The following is a 2764-nucleotide window of genomic DNA, read 5'->3' on the forward strand; positions in this document are numbered from 1 at the left end:
TCTGCGCCCCGTCCCCGGCTCCGATCTCTCTGAAGACGATCTGGCCAAAGCTGACCGGTACAGCGATCAGCTTTTCCTCATGCGTTACTGCGACAGGAAAAGCGGTTAGCGCGGGATAGACTTCGGATAAAATCGGATTTGAACCTTGGAGTCGTTGTCAGCGTCATGGTTTAGAGCGGGTCCTTGCATAACCTTTTTTGGGGGTATAGTTCAGATAGCGGAAGACCATGTCCTGCAAAATATCGTTGACACCGGTGGTATGATTCAGTATTAGTAGTGTGACATAACGGAGTTCCGGCTCCGTCACCAGCACGACTTATCTAGAGCGATCGAGGGACTGGCCCTATGACATCGCGGCAACCTCCCTTCAAAGGGAAGGTGCCAAATCCAGCGGAACGGCGACGTTCCGGAAGATAAGGAAGCGCGGACACACTGATCCTCAAGAGTCCCCTTCCGCACCCCGGATGGGGATTTTTCTTTTGGAGGTGGAAAATGAAGGCAGCAACGCAGGCGGCCCATATCGGGCTCGATCGGGAAACGAGGACGGGGGCTGTGACGGTTCCCATTTACCAGACGGCGACCTTCCGGCATCCCGGGCTCGGCCAAAGCACCGGCTACGACTACAGCAGGTCCGGCAACCCGACCCGCCAGGCACTCGAGGAAGGGATCGCCCTGTTGGAGGGAGGCTGCCGCGGTTTCGCCTACGCCTCCGGGATGGCGGCCATCACCAGCCTGATGTTCCTTTTTCGCCAGGGCGACCACCTGATCGTCACCGAAGACCTCTACGGCGGGAGCTACCGGCTCTTCGAAAAGATCTTCCTGCAGTTCGGCCTGAGCTTCAGCTATCTCGACACCAGCGATGTCGCGGAGGTGGAAAAGGCCATCCGCCCCAACACGCGCGCCATCTTCGTGGAGTCGCTCACCAACCCCCTTTTGAAGGTGGCCGACGTGGGGGGACTGGCCGCGCTGTGCAAGGACCGGGGCCTCCTCTGCCTGGTCGACAACACCTTCCTGACCCCCTACCTCCTCCGCCCCCTGGATCTTGGCGCCGACATCACCATCTATTCCGGGAGCAAGTACCTGGCCGGGCATAACGATACCGTCTGCGGCCTGGTGGCTGTGAAGGATCCCGCACTCGCCGAACGGGTCTACTTCCACCAGAACGGCGTCGGCGCGGTACTCGGCCCCCAGGACTCCTGGCTCACCATCAGGGGGATGAAGACGCTGACCATCCGCATGGACCGGCAGCAGGAGAACGCCCAGGCCATCGCGCTGTGGCTGAAGACGCATCCGCAGGTGGGAAAGGTCTACTACCCGGGCCTCCCCGAGCATCCGGGGCACGAGCTCATGAAGCGGCAGGCGAAGGGGTTCGGCGCCATGATAGCCTTCGAGGTCAGCGAACCGCACCTGGTGGACAGGCTGCTGATGAAAACCAGGCTGATCTCCTTCGCGGAGAGCCTGGGCGGCGTGGAGAGCCTCATCACCTTCCCGCAGGTCCAGACGCATGCCGACATCGAACCCCAAACGCTGGAGCGGCTGGGCATCAACAACCTCCTGCTCCGCCTGTCGGTGGGAATCGAGGACAAGGACGACCTGATCGCCGACCTGGCGCAGGCTTTTGAGGAGGGAGAGTAGCCATGAAATTCGCAACCGAACTTATCCACGGCGGGAGTCCGATCGATCCCGAATACGGATCCCTGAGCCACCCCATATATCTGAGCTCGACCTTCGCGCAGCGCTCATTGGAGCACTTCGGCAAGTACGACTACGCCCGTTCCGGGAACCCTACCCGCGAGGCCGTGGAAGAAGCGGTCGCAGGTCTCGAGGGGGGCTCGGTCGGCCTGGCCTTCGCCTCGGGGATGGCGGCCATCGGCTCCACCTTCATGATCTTCGCCCCGGGGGACCACCTGGTCGTCTGCGAGGACGTCTACGGCGGCACCTTCCGGCTCCTCTCCACCGTGATGAAGGGGTGGGGGCTGCAGGTCACCTTCGTTGACGCCACCGACAACGAGGCCATCGCGGCTGCCATCCGCCCCGAGACCAAGGCGCTCTACCTGGAGACCCCCTCGAACCCGCTGCTGAAGGTCACCGACCTGGCGGCGGCCGTGGCCCTGGCCAAGGAGAAGGGGCTTTTGACCATCGTCGACAACACCTTCATGACCCCGTACCTGCAGCGCCCGCTTGAGCTTGGGTGCGACATCGTCCTCCACAGCGGCACCAAGTTCCTCAACGGGCACTCGGACGTCATCTGCGGCTTTTCCGTGGCCAAGGACCCGGAGCTTGGCAAGCGGCTGCGCTTCGTTCAGAACGCCTTCGGGGCCGTCCTCGGTCCCCAGGACTGCTGGCTGGTGCTGCGGGGGCTGAAGACGCTGAAGGTGCGGATGGAGGAGAGCCAGAAGGGCGCGATCCGGATCGCTGAGTGGCTGAAGGGACAAGAGAAGGTGACGAAGGTTCATTACCCCGGCCTCGCCGAGCACCCCGGGTACGAGATCCATCGCTCGCAGGCGAGCGGCCCCGGCGCGGTACTTTCCTTCGAGCTGGACACGCTGGAGACGACCAGGAGGCTTCTGGAGGGGGTCAAACTTTCCGCTTTCGCGGTGAGTCTCGGAGGGGTCGAGAGTATCCTCTCCTACCCCGCCATGATGTCCCATGCGGCCATGCCCGCGGCGGAGCGCGAGGCGCGCGGCCTCAAGGAGACCCTGGTGCGGCTCTCCGTAGGCCTGGAAGACCCGCAGGACCTGATCGAGGATATGGAGAAGAACCT

2 protein-coding genes and 1 riboswitch are annotated in these 2764 nt (G+C 62.7%); both genes read left to right on the forward strand.

Annotation, left to right across the window (positions count from 1 at the left end):
- Positions 1 to 313: 313 nt before the first annotated feature.
- Positions 314 to 420, forward strand: a riboswitch (SAM riboswitch).
- Between the two features lie 72 nt (positions 421 to 492).
- The gene (locus AC11W3_RS20480; protein WP_484088948.1) at positions 493 to 1635 is read left to right on the forward strand and encodes a trans-sulfuration enzyme family protein; all 1143 of its coding nucleotides are present in this window, start codon (positions 493 to 495) and stop codon (positions 1633 to 1635) included.
- 2 nt (positions 1636 to 1637) lie between these two features.
- Positions 1638 to 2764: trans-sulfuration enzyme family protein (locus AC11W3_RS20485; RefSeq protein WP_484093666.1), on the forward strand; the 1127-nt coding region annotated here is incomplete at its 3' end.

The organism is Geomonas sp., from assembly GCF_056994735.1.